The sequence below is a fragment of the Halalkaliarchaeum desulfuricum genome, assembly GCF_002952775.1.
Lineage (GTDB): Archaea > Halobacteriota > Halobacteria > Halobacteriales > Haloferacaceae > Halalkaliarchaeum > Halalkaliarchaeum desulfuricum.
This window is the reverse complement of sequence record NZ_CP025066.1, coordinates 2,705,254-2,724,519: the sequence shown is the minus strand read 5'-3', so window position 1 is coordinate 2,724,519 and position 19,266 is coordinate 2,705,254. Positions and strand designations below refer to the sequence as shown.

Sequence of the window (19,266 nt, the reverse complement as noted above, 5' to 3'; positions counted from 1 at the left end):
GTGTTACCCAACAACATAGTGGTGAAGACAATGTCTGATAACAGTTCGAAAGGGTGTATAAACGTGGGCGGTTATGTGAAATATACACAACACAATCCGCCCGAGGAACGGGGAAAGCCATGAGCGGAGAAACGGGGCGTGCCGCTGATCTGGGGCCACAGTCGACATCGCCTCTCGAGTACGCCTGGTACGCTATAATCGGAGCAGGCCTGGTGATCGGGCTTTACGGCATCTATCAGGCCCTGAGTGTCGGTGCCGTCACGTTTGGAATCACCGACCAGTTCCCGTGGGGCTTGCTGGTTTCGACGTACGAGTTCTTCCTGTTGATGGGTGCCGGGATCGTTATCAGCGTCGTCAGTCTTGCACTTATTTTCCACGTTCGAGGTGCTGAAATCGTCCTGAAGCGGAGCATCTTCGTCGGAATCGCGGCGGTGACTGCCGGTCTGTTCAGCATCACCATCTCCCTGGGTCGTCCAGAACGACCATTCGTTCACGCGTTCCTCAACGCGAACCTGTCATCGCCGATCTGGTGGGTCGTCCTGTTCGCCGGTTCGTTGATCGCCGTGCTCGTGCTGCTTGCGGTGTTGATGGAGCTGGACAATTTTGTCGACGCTCCGGTTATGGAGGCGGTCGGTGTGATAAGTTTCATCGTCGCTCTGGGCGTGATACTCGGAGCCGGGTACATCTTCGGCATGGTCGAATCCCGACCGTACTGGGGCGGTATTTTCGCCCCACTGTACTTCTTGCTGACAGCCATTACGTCCGGCCTCGCGCTGGTTGCGTTCGTCGTTATCGCGGAGTTCAAGATCAGAGACGAGAGCATGTGTATTGAACTCGAGGAGTTCATGACTCGACCGGTAGCGGTGGGACTCGGTGCGCTCGTCGGGTTGACGCTGCTTTTTGCATTTCTCAAGGGAATCTACGGTCTGACGGCAACGAGCGATACAGTGGCTATGGCATACCAGCAGATGCTCCTTGGATCGTTTGCGCCAATCTACTGGGGAGTGGGAATATTCGTTGGACTCGTCGTGCCACTCGGACTGCTGGCGTACCCGAAAACCCGGACGATAAACGGCGTATTTGCGAGCGCAGCGGCGGTAATCGTGGGAGTGTTCGTCACCCGCTACGAGTTCGTCGTCGGTGGGCAGGTCGTCGCCCTGGTTGCCGACCCGGGATACGAGTATCCGATCGCGAGCTACTCTCCATCGCTCGTCGAGGGGGCGCTCGTCGTCTTCGCCGTGGCCCTCTGTGGACTCGTCTATACGATCGGAATGCGATGGTTTGCATTGGATATCATCCCGGAATTCGCGCAAACAGACATGAGTAGTTGCACGGGCGGTCCCATGAAGGGTGATGACGATGACTGAAACGTCGACGAACGAGGAGCTTGCGTCACTCGACAGGGTAATGCAGGCCGAACTGGACCAGACGGATCTGGAGGATCGGGACGTCGATCTGGGAATGGTCATCGACCTCCAGCGTTGTGTCGGCTGTGAAGGGTGCAACATCGCCTGCAAGCTCGAGAACAACCTGCAGGAGGGGGTCGCCTACTCCAGCCGGATAACCCGGACCGAGGGGGAGTTCCCCAATGTCAGCTACGAGTACGTTCCTACCCTGTGCAATCAGTGTCGTGACGCCCCGTGTGCCGAGGGGTGTCCGACAACCGCCCTGGAGAAGGGGCCGGGCGGAATCACGGTTCAGAATCCGGACCAGTGTATCGGCTGCAAGTACTGCATGATCAACTGTCCGTACGACGAGATTTTCTTCAATAAAGAAGATCCTCATCCACGATGGCGGGACGACGAGTCGGCCATCGAAGGGGGAACCGCGTCGCCGGCCGAACTCAAGGAGGAACTGGATATCGACGAGGACGCCCCGGCGTACTACAACCCGAACCGCGAGGTCGACGATACCGAACATCCGACCCGGTACAGGGGCATCGTCGAGAAGTGTAACTTCTGTATCCACCGTTTGCGAGAAAACGAATTGCCCGCCTGCGTCGAGGAGTGTCCGACGGACGCCCGGATCTTCGGCGACCTGAACGATCCGGAATCGAAGGTCAGCGATATCCTCGGCAAATACGGCGGCGGAGAGGTGCTCAAACCCGAGAAAGGGACGGAACCGAAGGTGAAGTACGTCCGAGAGTACAACGGCGGCAGCTACGAACCGGGCAAAGGCGATGCCGGACTGGGGGACTGATATCATGAGCAAGAACGTTTCCGACGACAGCAACGACAGCACGGGGCCGGCAATCGATCGACGAGGGTTCATGAAAGCGGGGGCTGTTGGAGCAGCCGCTGCCGGAATCGGAGTCCAGTTGAACACACTGTCTGCCGCAGAAGACGCGCGCACACAGCTCGTGGAACACTCCGGAAGTTGGCGGCCCAGTACCTGTGCCGGCTGTACCTCCTGGTGTTCCGCGCAGATTCTGGTCGACGAACAGAGCGGCCGGGCGCTCAAATCACAGGGCAACCGGCGGTCGAAGGTTCACGGGAACAATGACTGTCCCCGTCAGGACCTCTCGATCCAGCAGTTATACGACCCGGACCGGATCAAACAACCGTTGCGGCGGACCAATCCGGAGAAAGGTCCCGACGAGGATCCGGAGTTCGAACCGATCTCCTGGGAGGAAGCGATCGACGAGATCGCAGATCGCATCATGGACCTTCGAGAAACGGAGGAGACCCACAAGTTCATGATCACCAGGGGGCGGTACACCTACCTGCGCCCGATCCTCTACAGCCACGTGCCACAGCTCGTGGGATCGCCGAACAACATCTCTCACAGTGCGATCTGTGCGGAAGCCGAGAAGGCCGGTCCGATGTTCACCGAGGGCGAGTGGGCCTACAGACAGTACGACGTCACTGAAACGGAGTACTTGATCGCCTGGGGTGCCGATCCAGTTTCGGCAAACCGACAGGTGTCCCACTACATGCGGGCGTTCGGTGAACTGCTCGATCAGGGGGAGGCGGCCGTCGTGGATCCTCGGCTGTCGTCGACGGCCACCAAATCCGACGAGTGGCTCCCGATCGAACCCGGCACCGACGGCGCACTGGCGTCCGCCATTGCGCACGTCCTCCTGACGAATGGACTGTGGTACAGAGAGTTCGTCGGTGATTTCCACGACGGCGTAAACCAGTTCGAATCGGGCGAGGAGATCGAACCGGATGCCTTCGATGAGAGCGAGAACGTCCACGGGCTCGTCGAGTGGTGGAACCTCGAACTGAAGGACAAAACGCCGGAATGGGCCCATGACGTAACCGGCGTTCCGGTGGAACAGATCGAGCGCGTGGCCCAACGGTTCGGGGAAGCGCGCCCACACGCCATCTCCTGGCTCGGCGGCGGACCGAGCATGCAGGTTCGAGGCACCTACACCGCGATGGCGGTACACGTTCTCAACGGCCTCGTCGGCTCTGTCGGAAACCGCGGTGGCACCCTGTTCGCCCCGGAGTCGGCTGTTCAGGGACTCCCGGGTCCGGACGAGTACGTCGACGAAATCGCCGAACAGGGACTCGCCCACGAGAAAATCGATCAGCGTGGGCGCCTGGAGTTCCCTGCACTGAACAACGCCGAATCCGGCGGCGGTGTCGTGACCAACAACGCTGCGGACGGCATCCTCGACGAGGATCCAAACGAGATCGAGGTACTGATCTCGTACTGGAACAACTTCGCGTTCTCCAACCCGGAAAACCAGCGCTGGCTGGAGGCGCTCGAGAAGATTCCGTTCCACGCGACCATCGAAACCCATCCCAGCGAGACGGCGTGGTTCGCCGACATCGTGCTCCCCGCCACTCACCACCAGTTCGAGCGGTGGGGCCAACTACAGAGCGACGGCCAGAGATACCGCTCGATCAATCTGATGCAACCTGTGCTGGCAGACGATCCGGACGATCCAGAGGATGTCCTCGAGAACGGTCGAACGTGGGACGTCAAGACGGACGAGACGGAGGTGCCGTACCTGATCGCGGAAGCGCTCGCCGATCGAGGGTTCGACAACATGCTCGAGTTCTTCGAACGCGAGTTTCCCGATCCGGAGACGGGCCGGACGGTACGCGAGGAGATTCCCGGGGACGACTTCACCGCACGAGAAAAGCGTGCCCAGGCGTTCTCCCGAAACGCCATCAAGATCCGAACCCAGCCGATATGGGATCCCGGGATCGATCACGATCTCGGCGAGGAGATCGACGGCTGGGAGACGTTCCGTAACCGCGGAATCTGGCACACTGACAAGTGGGAGTACAGACACCGGTGGCCCTCGGAGGGCGGCGAGTTCTCGACGGACACTGGCCGGTTCGAGTTCTACTCGGAAACGCTGAAAGGCGGGCTGGAATCACACGCCGATCGGCACGACACCGACGTCGATACCGTACTCGACGTTTGCAAATACCAGGCACGCACAGACGGCGACCGCCACGCTTTCGTCCCCCATTACGAGGAACCGTACGAGGTCGGCGACGAGGACGAGTATCCGTTCAAGTTCGTCGACTACAAGTCGGGTCTCAACAGGGAGGGCCGCTCGGCGAACTGTACGTGGAAACACGAGTTCGGCGACATCGATCCAGGTTCGGAACCGGAGGAGGACTACACGCTGATCAATCCACGGGACGCCGACGCACTCGGCATCCGAGATGGAGACGAAATCCGCATCAGTTCGCCGACCGGTGAGATCGACGGCACCGCGAAATTGTGGGAAGGAATCCGACCGGGCACAGTTGGTAAGCCCTACGGAAATGGGCACTGGGCCTACGGTACAGTCGCCGCAGCGGAATTCGGCGAATCTCCCCGGGGGAGTCACAACAACAACATCATTCCTGCGGAGTACGACCGCCTGAGCGGAAGTTCGGTCTACTACGGTGACATCCGTGTAGACGTCGAAAAGCGCTGATCTGACGTGCGGTTTCAGGTTTCTATACGGAAACCGCTTCCCCCGCAGTTCGAGATCAAAGCACGGTACGGATCACACCAACGAAACGCGTTCGGCGGGAACTGGCCGCACCCCAGAAACTCCGCTCGTCAGTCGACTCGCGTTGAAGACTTCTGCGTGTCCGTAGAACCAGGCTCGTTACGAAACTCGAAACCGTCCGCAATCGACAGTTCCCGGACGAGTTTCGATTCGGCCGCTCGAAGTCGCTGTGTAAACGCCGACAGGGAAATGTCCAACTCCGCTGCAAGTTCCTCCAATTCCGCCTTTTCAGTGGAGTAGTCGTAGTATCCCGCCTCCACGGCCATCTCGATAGCCTCCCGCTGTTTTTTGGTTATCGTGCTGACATCGAGTTCGACGGTCCGTCCTTCGGATTCTTCACTCGACAGCGACTGTATCCGCTCGAGGCTGACGGACGCACCACGCTCCCGTAGCGTCGCCACGATGTCCGAGAGGACGTCACGTGAGGGTACCGTGATCGACACGTACAGAAAATCGTTCTTGTACGATTCGATGTTGGCGGTGCAGTCACGTTCTCGAAACACCGGACAGACGCAGGCTTCTTCGTCGACCGAGCTCGCGACGAAATCCCGAACCTCGATTTCGTCGTCGACAATCTCCAGTTCCGCGCGACACTCGCAGCCGTCAGCGCAGCTCGGATCGATGCACACCTCGTTGCGAGCAACGACAGTACCCTCTGTTCCGCTTTCGAGGATACCGCAGTTCAGATCCGGATCCGGCGTGATCCGCAACCGGGCTCGCAACGACTGGTCGGCGTCGTTGATTTCGCCGGATCGGGGAGGTGTTGAATTCATGGTCGTCCCACGTTGGGTGGTTAGTTTCATCATATAAAAATATGATTGTCGAAACCCTTCATTTGGTGGCTACCGTGGTTTAGTGTCCACGAGAACGAGCAGAGAACCCATCGAGAGAGACGAGAGAGGCGTGACCGAGAGGGTGACCGAAAGCGCCGTAACGCTATTGGGAGTTGGAGGCGGAGATTTAAATATGACCACTCGCGAGTTCGGCGACGTCACGCTCGAAAAGGTGCGGGAACACGTCTGGGAAATGCCCCGCGAAGGCGATATGAACGTGCCGGCTCGCGTGTACGCAAGCGAGCCGCTGCTCGAGGAGATCAGCGACGACAAGACGCTCGAACAGCTCCGGAACTCCACCGAACTCCCCGGAATGACCTCCCACGCCGTCTGTCTCCCCGACGGCCATCAGGGGTACGGCTTCCCGGTCGGCGGCGTCGGCGCGATCGACGCCGAACACGGCTGCATTTCGCCGGGGGCGATCGGCTACGACATCAACTGCGGGGTTCGGATGGTGAAGACCAACCTCACCTACGAGGATATCGAGGGCAAAGAGGAGGAACTCGTCGACGCGCTGTTCGCGAACATCCCCTCCGGACTGGGTGGCGGCGGCGTCGTGGAAACGGACGTCGACACCGTAACCGAGGTGCTCGATCGGGGCGTCGACTGGGCGCTCGAGCACGGCTACGCCGTCGAGGATGACCTCCGCCACTGCGAGGACGAGGGAATGCGTCCCGACGCGGATCCCGGTGCGGTCTCCGCGGAGGCGAAGAACCGCGGGAAAAACCAGATCGGCAGCCTCGGCTCCGGAAACCACTTCCTCGAGGTCCAGCGTGTGACGGACGTCTACCGGGAGGACGTCGCCGACGCCTACGGGCTCACTGAGAACCAGATCGTCGTGTTGATCCACTGTGGCTCCCGCGGACTGGGGCACCAGGTCTGTACGGACTACCTCCGGAAGATCGAAAAGCGACACGGCGACCTCCTCGCGGAGCTTCCCGACAAGGAACTCGCGGCCGCACCCGCCGGCTCGGAGCTCGCAGAACAGTATTACGGGGCGATGTGCGCGGCGATCAACTTCGCGTGGGTGAACCGGCAGCTTATCACCCACCGGACCCGCCGGGTCTTCGAGCGCGTCTTCGGTGATAGCTGGGAGACTCTCGAAATGGATCTCCTCTACGACGTCGCCCACAACATCGGCAAAAAGGAGGTCCACGAGGTGTCCGTCGACGCAAACGGGACCGCCGTGCCCAACGACTCCCCGGACGCCGTCGACACCGAGAATCGAGAGCTGTACGTTCACCGGAAAGGTGCCACGCGGGCGTTCCCCGCCGGGAGACCCGAGGTCCCGTCGGCGTATCGCGACGTCGGTCAACCCGTGATCATCCCCGGGAGCATGGGCGCGGGATCGTACGTCCTCCGGGGCGGGGATCGCTCCCTGGAACTCACGTTCGGCTCGACCGCCCACGGAGCCGGCCGATTGATGTCCCGAACCCAGGCGAAACAGGAGTTCTGGGGCGGCGACGTCCAGGACGACCTCGAGGAGATGAACCAGATCTACGTGAAGGCAGAGTCCGGGGCGACGATCGCCGAGGAAGCACCCGGCGTCTACAAGGACGTCGACGAGGTCGTCCGGGTGAGCGACGAACTGGGGATCGGCGACAAAGTGGTCCGGACGTACCCCGTCTGCAACATCAAAGGCTGATCCCTGTAAATCGACTGCGAGTCATGCGGGACGTTCACCGCGGGGTCAGATAGCCCGCCCGTCGGCGAATCGCGAGCACGATCACCGCCCCGAGGACCACGAGCACACCCGCGATCCCGAACGCGAGGAGGTAGTCGATCGCGGCGAGATAGCCGCCGACGATGCTGCCGAACCCACCGGCGAGCGCCCCGAGGGCGGCGTACACGCCCAGCGCCTCACCCCGGACCGTCATCGGAGCGAGTCGTGTGACAAGCGTCCCTCCGGTGACGGCGATGACCGCCCAGGTGAGCCCGATCACGGCGAACACGGCGGCAGTCGTCCCCAGACTCACCGGCGACGCACCGAACGCCAGCCCGACGAGCGCGACGGCCGGAATCGCGGCCCCGCGGACGACGAGACCAGTCGCCTGTAACGCCCCGGCATCGAACCGGGCGGCGAGCCGGCCGGCAGTTCCGAATGCGAGCGCCGAACCGACACCTGAGACGAGATACAGGACGAAAATCTCGCCGGACGTGAAGCCGGTGTCGGCGAGAAACGCCGGAAGCGGGGCAAAGAAGCCGGAGAAACCGGCGAAGAAGACGAACACCGCGCTGAAGTACAGCGCGAGCTCGGTCGTGAAGCGCTCTACGAGACGATCGAACCGGAGTCCTCGGAAGTCGGTTCGCATCGGGGTGAACGGGAACGTCACTGTCCGTACGCTGTACCGGTTCGATCGCCGAAGCGCCCGCCGTACTCGGGCACCCGTGATTCTCGGGTCGTCCTCCGTTCGGCCTTCCCCCGTCTCCCGTCGAGTGCCGGGGTCGGCCGGGAACGTTCGCGCGCCGACGATCAGCCCGATCCCGGCGCAAAGCCCCGTGAGCAGAAAGAAGCCGTCGAACACCCACCCCGGAGAGAGGAGCCGTTCGGCCGTCCCCGTCCACACGGCGCCCAAAAGGAGTCCGAACGCCCATCCGATACCCTGGTACTTGTTCAAGGTCGCAATCCGGGTGCTCCAGGAGGCGGGGGGAGCGTCGGCCACCGCAAACAGCGTCAAAACGGGGGTCGCCGCCGCAAAGGCGAACCAGATTACCCCGTTTGCCGCCACGACCACGGCGATCGACCCGACCGTCGGCATGAGCAGAAGCATCGCCGTCACCAGCCCCAGTGCGCCGAGCACGAACAGCCGACGCTTTCCGGTTCTGTCGGCGAGCCGTCCGAAGACGAGTGCTGCCGGAACGCCGACAAACGCGGCGACCGCCGCGAGAATCCCCAGCGTGAACGCCGTCCCACCGAGGGCGACGATGTACAGCGGGACGATCAACGACGCGCCCCCCAGCGCAATCGAACCGAGTCCCCAGGCGTACAGCCAGCCCTTCGACATTGTGGGGCGCTCGTCGGGGAGAATCAAAAGGTCACCGCTCGTGGCGGTCCCGAAACGTACGTATCAGCGATCAGTCAGCCAGTAACGCTCACGGGATCAACACGATTTTGCCGAGGAACGAATCTTCCATCACCGCTCGTTGCGCCTCTGCTGCGTCCTCGAGGTCGTACGTCCGGGCGACCGACGTTTCCAAGTCCCCGGCGCCGACGAGCGTCGTCAGCCGCGAGAGCGGATCCGCGAGCCGGGGCGTGTTGAACATGCTCATGAACGTCGCCTGCAGATCCTTGCCCCGTGCGGCGGACGACTGCGAGAAGCCGACCGACGGGTCGTTCTCGCCGATGCCGACCAGCCTGGCGCCCGTTGCGGCGACCTCGGCGTCGAACTGGAGGTAGTCGTCCAGCCGATGATCGAGGATGACGTCGACGCCGTCCCCGACCGCCGCCCCCACGACCGCGTCGGCGAGGTCGTCGCGATCGTAATCGAGGACGACGTCCGCCCCGAGCGCGGCGACTCGATCGTGATACTCGGATGCGGCCGTGGCCACGACGTGGGCGCCAGCCGCGGCGGCGATCTGCACTGCCGCGTGGCCGACGCCGCCGGAGCCGCCGTGAATCAGGCACGACTCGCCCGGTTCGAGCCCGGCGTGGTCGATCAAGGCTCGCCAGGCCGTGACGCCGGCCACGCCCATCCCGCCGGCCGCCACGAGATCCGCGCTTTCGGGCAACACCGCGAGCCGACTTTCCGGAACCGCGACGTACTCGGCGTACCCACCGTACCGATCGTTCCCGAGGCCCGTCGCAACCACCGGGTCCCCCACCTCGACGGAGTCCACGTATTCGGATGTCTCCGCGACCGTCCCCGCGACATCGACTCCGGGAATCATCGGCAGCGTGAACGGTTCGTACGATCCTTCTCTGAAGTAGGTGTCGACGGGATTCACGCCGGCTCCCGCCACTTCGATTACGACGCTGTGACCCGTCGCCTCCGGGCGCTCGACGTCGTCTACTTGCAGTACGTCCGGTCCACCGTGTTCGTGAAAGCGAACTGCGCGCATGAGAAACGAATCGACACGGAGTACCATAAACCCGCCCCCGAAATCCTGTATCCGACGTATCGCCCGAACACCGCTTTCAGACGCCGTCGTTCGACCAGCCGGTGGACAAGCCAAGAGCCATTTGTCCCCGGGTTCTACTCCAGTTATGGCACGATCCGACGAGGGGTCGACCCGCGGGCGCGACGCGTTATTGGCGGTCGTTTGCCTCGTCGTCGGTGTGGGCCTCATGGCGAACCCGTTTTATCTACCCGTCTCGGTCGGACAGCCGAGCACAGAGTACGTCCACACGGTTCAGCCGGCCGACGCCTCGACTCCCGATTACGGAACGGATCCGATCGCATACGAACAGCTCCCACCCGACGCCCGGGAGCTGTTCGACGCCGCCCGCGAGAGCCGGGAGGTTTCCGTCACCGATCCGGACGACCGAATCGAGCGGTTCGCGTACCCCGAGAACCCGTCGCCGGAGAACGGGTTCTATCTGATCGAACGCGAGGGGGAAACGTACGAACTGTGGACCCGAACGATCGAATCCGACGGAACCGTCGTTTTGCTGCAACGACTCGTCGTCCAGCCTGCCGCATTTCTGCTCGGCTTTTTCGCCATCTTCGCGGGCGGGTTGTTGGCGCGCCGAGCCGCCTCCAGAGCCGGCAGTACTTAAATATCCGGTAAATAAGGGGTTATTCACTTTCCCGTGGAACCGTATTCTCGAACAATGACCGCTCACCACGGACGAAACGCAAATTCAAGTAGCCATCCCCACGCGAACCAGTCGGAGGGTTCCGGCTCGAGCGATCACCCACATTCAAACAGGTCGTCCGACTCCGACGGCCATCCCGGCGCCCGCGATTACAGTGAGTCACCACTCGTTGTTACCTGGGAGGTGTCCCAGGCGTGTGATCTCACCTGTGACCACTGTCGTGCGGAGGCGAACACGGACAGGGACCAGAACGAACTGTCCACAGCGGAGGGGATCGAACTGTTCGAACAGGTCGCGGAGTTCTCTCCGCAACCGTTCATGGTTCTGTCCGGCGGTGACCCGCTCAAACGCCCCGACATCTTCGAACTTCTCGAGGGCGCGGTCGAAGCCGGCGTGACCCCGTCGATAACTCCGGCGACGACGTCGCTTCTGGATCGGGAGACCATAGAGCGGTTCGCCGACATCGGGATCGGACGCATGGCGCTGAGCCTCGACGGGGCGACCGCAGAGAGCCACGACGCGTTCAGAGGGGAGGAGGGAACCTTCGAGACGGCGATCCGGGCGGCAGAACACGCCCGCGATCTGGGTGTTTCGATCCAGTTCAACACTACCGTCACCGCCTCGACAGTAGAGGACCTCCCGGAAATCGCGGATCTCGTCGAGAAGTACGACGCCGCGATGTGGGAGGTGTTCTTCCTGATTCCCGTCGGGCGTGGGGAGGAACTCGAACAACTGTCCCCGGAGCGCGCCCGGGAGGTCATGGAGTGGCTCTACCGCCGTGGACAGGACGCCCCCTTCCGTCTCATCACCGTCGAAGCGCCGTTCTACCGCCGAGTCGCCCGCGAGTTACAGGAGCGAGACGGCGTCCGTGGCGGTCCGGTGGGCTCTACCGGCGCCGGCAACGGGTTCGTGTTCGTGAGCCACACCGGCGAGGTGTACCCATCCGGATTCATGCCGTTGTCGGCTGGAAACGTACAGAACACCCCGCTTCCGGAGATCTACCAGGAATCGCCGACCCTGCAACAGCTCCGGGATCGCAACTCGTTCAACGGTCCGTGCGGCGACTGTCCCGTCACCGAGGAGTGCGGCGGCTCCCGGTCCCGGGCGTACGCCGCCACCGGAGACCCGCTCGGGAGCGATCCGCTGTGTCCGTGGGCCGTCGCCGACGACTGACGATCGGGTTCTCACACAGTCGCACGGGGCTCGCCGCCGGTCGCCACTCAAAAAACTGTTCAGCGTTTGCCGAAGCGGTTATTGGTACGACGCCGGTAGGTTCGCGATAGATGGTTTCGACAGGAGTCTCACTGTGGTCACACACCGCGTTCGGGGGGAGCCGATGACCGTCGGCGTCGTCGGTGCGGGCGTCTCCGGGCTCGCGGTGGTACGCGAGCTTTCGAACCGCGGCGTCGACGTTGTCGGGTTCGAGGCGCGCAAAGAGCCGGGAGGTATCATGCGGAGCCGACAGGTCGACGGACACGTGCTCGAACTCGGCCCCCAGCGGCTTCGTCTCACAGAACAGATGTCGGGGCTGATCGACGAACTGGGGCTGCGCGAGGAACTCCGGATCGGCGACGACGACCAGCCGATGTACGTCTACCTCGACGGGGAGCTGAAGGTCGTCCCGCTTTCCGTTCGGGAGGCGTTCACCACCGATCTCCTCTCGATCGGGGGGAAGGTCCGGATCCTGAAGGAGCCGTTCACCGAACCGCCACGGGACGGCGAAACCGTCGAGGAGTTCCTCACGCGGAAGTTCGGGCGGCAGGCCGCTCGTCGATACCTCGGGCCGCTGTACAGCGGACTCTACGGGACCGATCCCGACGAGATGCTGATGGAGTACTCCCTCGGGAAAGCGCTTCGGGGGGCCGGCATCGACGGGAGTATTCTGCTGTGGCTGATTCGAAAACTGATCGGCGGACGGGAGGTTCCCGAGATCTGTACGTTCGAGGACGGCCTCGGTACGCTTTCGGACGCGTTATACGAGGCGAACGCCGACTCGATTCGGCTCGAAACGCCAGTGACGGAGATCCGCCGCGACGGCGACGGATTCGAAATCGCAACCGCGGGGGGAGTCACCTCGGTCGACGAGGTGGTCATCACGACGCAGGCGGATTCTGCCGCCGAGTTGCTGTCGGGAGTTGACGATGGGACCGCCGAGACGCTGGAGCGGTTCAACTACAACCCGATCGCGATGGTGTATCTGGAGTCGGCGTTCGATCGTCCCGGGATCGGAACGCTCGTGCCGTGGTACGAGTCATCCAAGATCAGCGGCACGACCTGGAACTCGAGTTTTCTTCATCGGGACGGGCTGTTCACCTGCTATGTCGATCCGGGCAGCTATCCCGAGATGCTCGAGGTGTCAGAAGAGACGCTCGGGGAGGAAATCGCCCGGGAGTTCGAGACGCTCACCGGTTCGCCGGCGACACCGATCGACGTTCACCTGATAGAGCCAGGAATGCCTGCGTACGACCGGTCCTGGAAAGCGCTCGACGAGTTGACTCCGCCGGATGGGATCCACTTCTGTACGGCGTTCACCGAGCGACCGGGGATCCCGGGGCGGCTCCGGCACGCCGCCCGGGTCGCCGGGCAGATCACCGAGAGTGAATCGGGATTCGGCAGGTGAGTCGGGACGGTTGCGGCAACACAGGCACACCGAACCGCCGCCGTCCGACGACACTATTATAGGACACCCCCCGAACCGTTAGATATGGAACTCTCCCAGTTCGAACACGACGCATGGCAGACGGCCGGCGCGATGATAGTGAGTTACGCCATCATCCTCGTGGCTATCTTCGTCGTGCTGTTCCTCGTTCCGTACGGCATTTTCGCGCTCTTCTGACCGGTGGTACGGTGATCCTGCCGGTCGGTACGGTCGTCATAACTACCCGGTGAGACGACCATCGATAGGTATGGCCGATTTCAGTTCCCGGACAGTGGCTCGACTATCGAAACCGGAGTACACCGGCGAAAACAGATGTCTTCCGTGTACGATAGTCAACCTCGCGATTGCCGCGGTGTTGGCTCTCATTGCTGCCGTAATCCAGCCGGCGCTGGGCGTGGCGGTAGCTGTCGTCTCCGTCGGAGCGATCTATCTGCGCGGCTACCTCGTTCCCGGGACGCCAGCGTTGACGAAGCAGTTCCTTCCGGTTCGCGTGCTCCGGTGGTTCGGCAAGGAGACGACAACACCGGAGACGTTCGGCAGTTCGATCGACATCGGGGGGACGCTGCTCTCGGCAGGAGTGCTCGTCGAAGACCCCGAAACGATGGATTTCGTCCTCGAATCCGAGTTCGCCGCGGCGTGGATATCCCGGGCCCGACTGTACGCCGACGCCGACACCGACGAGGCGCTGCTCGCCGCGTTCCTGGAGATCGACGAGGACGATCTCGAGGGGCGGGAACTCGGCTTCGAGTGGCGCGGGCTCGCGTTCGTCGCCCACCTGGGGAACGAACGTATCGGCCGCTGGGAGTCCAGATCCGCGTTCGTCGCCGACATGGCTGGCGCCGACGTGTTCGCCCGGCGGTGGGATGGCTGGAACGCGGTTCCGGTCGCACACCGGGGCGAGTTGCTCGGCGGCCTCCGGCTGTTCCTGGACACCTGTCCGCGGTGTGACGGCGCCGTCTCGCTCGATCAGCGGGTCGTCGAATCCTGCTGCCGGAGCTACGATGTCGTCGCGGCGACCTGCGATGGGTGTGGTGATCGACTGTTCGAAGCCGACGTCCCGCCGGGCGTTGCCGAGGCCAGCCAGCCCACACAGTGACGTGCGCAAAACTCGGCCGGTCCGAGTCTCTGCCTCGGTCGTTTCGTCCGGGAGCGGAACGTTAATGGGGACGGTATGCTGATACGTGCGTAATGATTCCCCTGCAGTTCGTGGACAGCATTCTGCTGGAGTACCACATCGGGCAGATCCTTCTTCTGGTGTTCGGACTGGCGATCCTCGGGAGTCTGCCCCTGGGTTCACGGAAAGTGCTCGCGTTGAACGTGACGGCGTTCGGACTGATATTCGCGTTGACGCCACAGAGCCTGGTGCCGCTGTGGTACATGTTCTTCGGACTGATCCTGTTGCTCGTGGGGCCGGTGCTGTGGTACACCGCGGAAGACTGATACCCCCGACTGCCCGCAGACGTGGTCGTCAATTGAGTCGTTCGCTACATTTTTCCCCGGCGTTGTGGAACGGATTGCTATGATCGCGGTCCGGGCCCCGGCGACGAGCGCGAACCTCGGGAGCGGCTTCGACGTCTTCGGGGTGGCGCTGTCCCATCCGGCCGACGTCGTGGCGGTCGAACGCGCCGAGGAGACGACAATAGAGGTGACCGGCACGGGGGCCCAATACATCCCCGAGGATCCGGAGTCGAACGTCGTCGGCGCCGTCGCGGACGCGCTGGACGCGCCGGCACACATCCGCATCGACAAGGGGGTCCGTCCGGCGTCCGGGCTGGGGTCCTCGGCGGCGTCGGCCGCCGGCGCGGCGCTCGCGCTCGACCGGCTGTACGATCGCGGAAACAGCCGGGAGGAACTGGTGCCGATCGCCGCCGAGGGCGAGGCGGTCGTCTCCGGCACGGCCCACACGGACAACGTCGCCCCGTCACTGCTCGGCGGATTCACCGTCTCCTCGACCGACGGGATCCGGTCGGTAGACGCGTCGATTCCGCTGGTGGCGTGTCTCCCCGACGTCGCGGTGTCGACCCGCGACGCCAGGCGCGTGGTTCCCGAGACGGTCGACATCGAATCGCTCGTGGACACCGTCGGGCGGGCGTCGACGCTCACCCTCGGGATGTGCCGGTCCGATCCGGAACTCGTCGGCAACGGAATGATCGATACCGTGGTGACTCCGGCGCGAGCCGAACTCATCACCGGCTACGCCGACGTCAGAGACGCCGCCCTCGAAGCGGGTGCGACCGGCGTCACCGTAAGCGGCGCCGGTCCCGCTATCCTCGCCTGCTGTCGGACGTCCGATCGGCGATCCGTCGCCGCGGCGATGGTGGACGCCTTTCTCGAAGAAGGGGTGGATGCGCGGGCGTATCAGACGGAGATCGGCCCCGGAGCGACGGTACTGGACCGCTGACCGGCGGTGTCTCTTTCCTTCAGACACCGCGACTCTGGAGGCGTTCTTCCTCGGGCATGTCGGCGGTGGATTCCCCGCGCATGCCGCTGCCGGCGTCGGTGGCGATGTCCGCCAGCGTGTCGGGGTCGTCCCAGTTGGTGACAGCTTCGACGATCGCGTTCCCCATTTGTTCGGGGCGTTCGGCACCGAAGATGCCCGAGCCGACGAAGATGCCGTCACAGCCGTGATGCATCATCAGGGCGGCGTCGGCGGGGGTGGCGATCCCGCCGGCGGCGAAGTTGACCACCGGGAGTCGGCCCATCTCGGCCGTCTCGTGCACCAGCTCGCGGGGGGCACCGTGTTCGCGCGCCCAGGCGTCGCGCTCCTCGTGCTGGAGTCCCGAAAGCGTGCGGATCTGTTCCTGGATGGTGCGCTGGTGTGTGACCGCCTGGTTGACGTCGCCGGTGCCGGCTTCGCCTTTCGTCCGGATCATGGCAGCGCCCTCGTTGATCCGGCGCAGCGCCTCGGGGAGGTCGCGCGCGCCACAGACGAACGGGGCGGTAAACGCGCGTTTGTCGATGTGGTAGGCCTCGTCGGCGGGGGTGAGCACTTCCGATTCGTCGACCATGTCGACGCCGAGCGCCTGGAGGATTTCGGCCTCCTTGCGGTGGCCGATGCGGGATTTGCCCATCACCGGGATGGAAACCTCGTCGATGATCTCGATGACGTTTTGGGGATCGGGCATCCGGGCGACACCGCCGCGCTTGCGGATGTCGGCGGGCACCGCCTCGAGGGCCATCACCGCGACCGCGCCGGCGTCCTCGGCGATGCGAGCCTGCTCGCGGTTTACCACGTCCATGATCACGCCGCCCTTCTGCATGCGGGCAAACCCGCGCTTGATGAGTTCCGTTCCGTGCTCCAGCTCCTCGAGATCCGTTGCCTCCGACATGAACCGTTGTTGCGCGAGAGTGCACTTAACGCGTGTCTTTTGGGAAGCCGGTTCGAGCGAACCGCTGTATTTGAAGTAATGTTAAATAAATAGATAAATTCTATATCAGTAAAAAGCAGGTTACAGAAGCTGGTTGAAATTTTCTGTTTCACTAACGTATCAGAACATGAAAATTCACAAGTGCCGGTCCTGACAACCGTTGTCCGATGTCCACTGCAGCAGCAAACGGCAGCGCTTTCGAACGGCTGGGCGACCGGCTCGCCAGCGTGGTCGAACACTGGATGCCGAGCCCGTTTCTGTTCGCGATCATCCTGACGTACATCGCGTACGTGGCGGCGATCGTCGTCGAGGGGACCGGGCCGTTCGAGACGGTGCTGTTCTGGTACGACGGCTTCTGGCTGTTCTTGACGTTCGCGATGCAGATGGTGCTCATTCTAATGACTGGCTTCGTGGTCGCCTACCACCCTCGAGTCAATGCGGGGGTCACATCGAACTCGGAGTGCTCGACGGGGTCGTTCCGACCTCCGCGACGATATTCAGCACGTACGCACTCAGCTTGACGGTGCTTTCGATCGTGTTCGCCACACCAACCTGTTGAACCCGTTCTTGGCGGCGGCGTTGACGCTCCTTCCGTACTGAGCGCCGGCCGGCGAAAGCCGTTCACCCCAGACGATCTGTGTCGATATCGACACCCGGCGGGGTGACGACGAGGAACCCCCGGAAGTGCATCAACTCCCCGCCCATGTCCCTGATCTCCCTGGCGAATCCGGCGGCGAGGTCGTTCAGGTCCCCCTCCACCGCGAGCACGAGCGTCTTCCCGCTTTGTACCTCCGCGATCCACTCTTCGGGTTCGGTCGTCCCGTCGAGGCGTGCCAGCACCACGACGCCGTCCTTCTCGATCATCGCGTCCAGCTGTTCTTCCGCGTTCCGCAGGTCCAGATCGAATTCGCCCATACCGTTGGCTCACGGAGAGACAGCAAAAACGTTCTGTCGCGTCGGCACGCACGCCGTGGGGCTGTCGCTCCGGACGCTCGAACCGCGCGCGAGCGAGTTCCGAGCGCTTGCGCCGCAAAAACGTCCGTCCAGCCAGTATATATACTGGATCTACGGACGTTCGAAATCACGAGAATATAAGGAATATAATGACATAGTGCATTGAAGGGGGGCGACGGTGTCTTGCGATTTTGCGCAGACTGGTCCGACAAGAGACGGTACAACCGGTTGTCACGCTGTGTGACAGCGAAATACTTAAGTAGTGTTCCCCGCTCAGAAAGAAGCACAATGTCCAACGACATGGAGGCCACGTCGGCGAAGCCGGCGGGTCGAGTTCTTCCAGGGCACGTTAGATAGCACTGGCGAGTTCGATTCAGTACAGATTTTCGACACGACGCTCCGAGACGGGGAGCAGTCACCACGTACGTCCTTTTCGAACGACGAAAAACGCGAGATAGCGGCCGCGCTGGACGAGATGGCCGTGGGGGTCATCGAGGCTGGATTCCCGGTCAATTCGGAGACGGAGTTCGAAACCGTTCGCGACATCGCGAGCGCGACGGAGACAACTACCTGTGGGTTGGCCCGCGTGGTCGACGGCGACATCGAGGCGGCACTGGACGCCGGCGTCGACATGGTTCACGTGTTCGTCTCGACCAGCGACGTCCAACTCGAGGATTCGATGCACGCCTCCCGCGAGGAGGCTAAACAGCGAGCAGTAGAGAGCGTCGAGCGCGTCCGCGAAGCCGGCGTCGAGGTGATGTTCTCGCCGATGGACGCGACGCGAACCGACGAAACGTATCTGATAGAGGTGATCGAGGCCGTCACGGAGGCCGGCACCGACTGGATCAATATCCCGGACACCTGCGGGGTCGCGACCCCGGGCCGGTTCCGGAAACTGATCGCCACGGTGTGTGAGCACACCGACGCAAAGATCGACGTCCACACTCACGACGACTTCGGGCTGGCCGCGGCGAACGCGCTGGCCGGATTCGAGGCTGGCGCGAGTCAGGCACAGGTGTCGGTCAACGGGATCGGCGAGCGTGCCGGCAACGCGGCCCTGGAGGAGGTCGTCATGGCCGCCGAATCGATATACGGCGCCGACACTGGGATCGATACGACGAGAATCACGGAGGTCTCACGCATGGTCGAGCGCGCGAGCGACATCCCGGTGCCCGCGAACAAGCCGATCGTGGGGCGGAACGCGTTCGCCCACGAGAGCGGTATCCACGCCGCGGGCGTCATCGAGAACAGCGACACTTTCGAACCCGGTATAATGACGCCGGAGATGGTCGGCGCACAGCGTGAGGTAGTACTCGGGAAGCACACCGGCACCCACGCCGTCAGACAGCACCTGGAGGAGGCCGGCTTCACGCCGACCGACGAGGAGGTGCGGACGGTGACCAAACGCGTGAAGGAACACGCCGCGAACAAACGGGAGGTCACCGCCGGCGACGTGGTCCGGTTCGCGAAGGCCGCAGACATCGAGACGGCCACCGAGGACTCCGAGGTGACTGCCTGAGATGGCGGTCGCGGCCGACGTTCGCCCCGGAAAGCGACTGCGAGGTCGACCTGCAGGGTGGACTCCGTCCCGATCGGAACGGCGCAATCGTTGCAGCCCGCGACAGACATTTAAGAGCGGACGTTCTCCGACCGTGTATGCGAGGGAACAGCACCGACAGGCTCGCTCCGTCCGGAGCGGTCGCTTCGGGTCGGTCCCTCGCGGGAGCCGTTCT

The 19,266-nt window shown here is 63.0% G+C and carries 17 protein-coding genes and 1 pseudogene; 13 read left to right on the top strand and 5 right to left on the bottom strand.

Annotated features, from left to right (window positions below; all coding sequences use genetic code 11):
* The first annotated feature begins 119 nt into the window (after window positions 1-119).
* Genes nrfD through AArcSl_RS13515 form a run of 3 tightly spaced genes read left to right on the top strand, consistent with a single transcriptional unit; the run spans window position 120 to window position 4,885 of the window.
* On the top strand, window positions 120-1,367 hold the full coding sequence (nrfD, locus tag AArcSl_RS13525) for an NrfD/PsrC family molybdoenzyme membrane anchor subunit (protein WP_119820323.1): 1,248 nt from the start codon (window positions 120-122) through the stop codon (window positions 1,365-1,367).
* Window positions 1,360-2,199: a 4Fe-4S dicluster domain-containing protein gene (locus AArcSl_RS13520; RefSeq protein WP_119822006.1), complete on the top strand. Its 840-nt coding sequence runs from the start codon at window positions 1,360-1,362 to the stop codon at window positions 2,197-2,199. Before nrfD ends, AArcSl_RS13520 begins: the two co-directional genes overlap by 8 nt.
* A 4-nt stretch (window positions 2,200-2,203) precedes the next feature.
* Window positions 2,204-4,885: a molybdopterin-dependent oxidoreductase gene (locus tag AArcSl_RS13515; protein ID WP_119822004.1), complete on the top strand. Its 2,682-nt coding sequence runs from the start codon at window positions 2,204-2,206 to the stop codon at window positions 4,883-4,885.
* A 128-nt stretch (window positions 4,886-5,013) separates the two neighbouring features.
* On the opposite strand, the gene AArcSl_RS13510 is transcribed toward AArcSl_RS13515, so the two are convergent.
* A complete protein-coding gene (locus AArcSl_RS13510) occupies window positions 5,014-5,736 on the bottom strand; it encodes a helix-turn-helix domain-containing protein (protein WP_161945966.1) in 723 nt (240 codons plus the stop codon).
* Window positions 5,737-5,929: 193 nt separating this feature from the next.
* Here AArcSl_RS13510 and AArcSl_RS13505 point away from each other — a divergent pair, with 193 nt between their 5' ends.
* Window positions 5,930-7,441, top strand: coding sequence for an RtcB family protein (locus AArcSl_RS13505; RefSeq protein WP_119820316.1), 1,512 nt, complete (start codon window positions 5,930-5,932; stop codon window positions 7,439-7,441).
* A gap of 34 nt (window positions 7,442-7,475) precedes the next feature.
* Here AArcSl_RS13505 and AArcSl_RS13500 read toward each other — a convergent pair whose 3' ends face one another.
* On the bottom strand, window positions 7,476-8,801 hold the full coding sequence (locus tag AArcSl_RS13500; protein ID WP_119820313.1) for an MFS transporter: 1,326 nt from the start codon (window positions 8,799-8,801) through the stop codon (window positions 7,476-7,478).
* A gap of 88 nt (window positions 8,802-8,889) precedes the next feature.
* Window positions 8,890-9,855 carry an NADPH:quinone reductase gene (locus AArcSl_RS13495; RefSeq protein WP_119820310.1) on the bottom strand — a complete coding sequence of 322 codons (966 nt, stop codon included), beginning with the start codon at window positions 9,853-9,855 and terminating at the stop codon, window positions 8,890-8,892.
* A gap of 145 nt (window positions 9,856-10,000) precedes the next feature.
* Between AArcSl_RS13495 and AArcSl_RS13490 the strand changes: the two genes are divergently transcribed.
* The 7 genes from AArcSl_RS13490 to AArcSl_RS13465 all read left to right on the top strand — a co-directional run bounded on the left by AArcSl_RS13490 (window position 10,001) and on the right by AArcSl_RS13465 (window position 15,612).
* Complete coding sequence (locus tag AArcSl_RS13490; RefSeq protein ID WP_119820306.1) at window positions 10,001-10,513, top strand: hypothetical protein; 513 nt, start codon at window positions 10,001-10,003, stop codon at window positions 10,511-10,513.
* Window positions 10,514-10,567: 54 nt separating this feature from the next.
* The gene (locus tag AArcSl_RS13485) at window positions 10,568-11,725 is read left to right on the top strand and encodes a TIGR04053 family radical SAM/SPASM domain-containing protein (RefSeq protein ID WP_119820303.1); all 1,158 of its coding nucleotides are present in this window, start codon (window positions 10,568-10,570) and stop codon (window positions 11,723-11,725) included.
* Between the two features lie 163 nt (window positions 11,726-11,888).
* Window positions 11,889-13,172 (top strand): protoporphyrinogen oxidase, encoded by a 1,284-nt coding sequence (hemG, locus tag AArcSl_RS13480; protein ID WP_119822002.1) that lies wholly within the window; start codon window positions 11,889-11,891, stop codon window positions 13,170-13,172.
* An 84-nt stretch (window positions 13,173-13,256) separates the two neighbouring features.
* Window positions 13,257-13,388: a hypothetical protein gene (locus AArcSl_RS17650; RefSeq protein WP_281259884.1), complete on the top strand. Its 132-nt coding sequence runs from the start codon at window positions 13,257-13,259 to the stop codon at window positions 13,386-13,388.
* Between the two features lie 70 nt (window positions 13,389-13,458).
* The gene (locus AArcSl_RS13475; RefSeq protein WP_119820300.1) at window positions 13,459-14,307 is read left to right on the top strand and encodes a hypothetical protein; all 849 of its coding nucleotides are present in this window, start codon (window positions 13,459-13,461) and stop codon (window positions 14,305-14,307) included.
* A gap of 92 nt (window positions 14,308-14,399) precedes the next feature.
* Window positions 14,400-14,651: a hypothetical protein gene (locus AArcSl_RS13470; protein WP_119820298.1), complete on the top strand. Its 252-nt coding sequence runs from the start codon at window positions 14,400-14,402 to the stop codon at window positions 14,649-14,651.
* 79 nt (window positions 14,652-14,730) lie between these two features.
* Window positions 14,731-15,612: a homoserine kinase gene (locus AArcSl_RS13465; protein ID WP_119820295.1), complete on the top strand. Its 882-nt coding sequence runs from the start codon at window positions 14,731-14,733 to the stop codon at window positions 15,610-15,612.
* A 19-nt stretch (window positions 15,613-15,631) separates the two neighbouring features.
* Here the strand turns inward: AArcSl_RS13465 and pdxS are convergent, their stop codons facing one another.
* On the bottom strand, window positions 15,632-16,540 hold the full coding sequence (gene pdxS, locus AArcSl_RS13460; RefSeq protein ID WP_119819902.1) for a pyridoxal 5'-phosphate synthase lyase subunit PdxS: 909 nt from the start codon (window positions 16,538-16,540) through the stop codon (window positions 15,632-15,634).
* A 206-nt stretch (window positions 16,541-16,746) separates the two neighbouring features.
* On the opposite strand from pdxS, the pseudogene AArcSl_RS13455 reads away from it, so the two are divergent.
* Window positions 16,747-17,025, top strand: a pseudogene (locus AArcSl_RS13455) (TIGR00366 family protein); the annotation flags it as partial.
* Window positions 17,026-17,200: 175 nt separating this feature from the next.
* Here the strand turns inward: AArcSl_RS13455 and AArcSl_RS13450 are convergent.
* A complete protein-coding gene (locus AArcSl_RS13450; RefSeq protein ID WP_119820289.1) occupies window positions 17,201-17,494 on the bottom strand; it encodes a DUF5779 family protein in 294 nt (97 codons plus the stop codon).
* Window positions 17,495-17,795: 301 nt separating this feature from the next.
* Here AArcSl_RS13450 and AArcSl_RS13445 point away from each other — a divergent pair, with 301 nt between their 5' ends.
* Window positions 17,796-19,052, top strand: coding sequence for a LeuA family protein (locus AArcSl_RS13445; protein WP_119820286.1), 1,257 nt, complete (start codon window positions 17,796-17,798; stop codon window positions 19,050-19,052).
* The last annotated feature ends 214 nt before the right edge of the window (window positions 19,053-19,266 follow it).